The sequence below is a fragment of the Bacillus cereus group sp. N6 genome (assembly GCF_016483705.1).
GTDB lineage: Bacteria > Bacillota > Bacilli > Bacillales > Bacillaceae_G > Bacillus_A > Bacillus_A wiedmannii.
Genome location: NZ_JAEHBI010000241.1, coordinates 1 through 350, shown reverse-complemented (window position 1 = coordinate 350; position 350 = coordinate 1). Strand labels below are relative to the sequence as shown.

The following is a 350-nucleotide window of genomic DNA, read 5'->3' as shown; positions in this document are numbered from 1 at the left end:
CCAAAAGGTATTCCTCCAACAGAAATAGTAGCAATGACTCCATTATTCGTTCCATCTATTACAGAAACAGTATCAGAGTTTTGATTTGCTATATAAATTCGATTTGTAAGTTCATTTACTACAATTGATCCTGGTCTAGAACCAACAGAAATGGTAGCAATCACTCCGTTATTCGTTCCATCTATTACGGAAACATTGTTAGAATTTTGATTTGTTATATAAATTCGATTTGTAAGTTCATTTATACCAACTGATTCAGGTAATGCTCCAACGGAAATAGTAGCAATGACTCCATTATTCGTTCCATCTATTACAGAAACAGTATCAGAATTTTGATTTGCTATATAAAT

1 protein-coding gene is annotated in these 350 nt (G+C 32.0%); it reads right to left on the bottom strand.

The genetic code is table 11. From position 1 onward, the window contains the following. The coding region (locus JDS99_RS31125) for a YncE family protein (RefSeq protein ID WP_369413407.1) at positions 1-350 on the bottom strand (350 nt) is incomplete at both ends.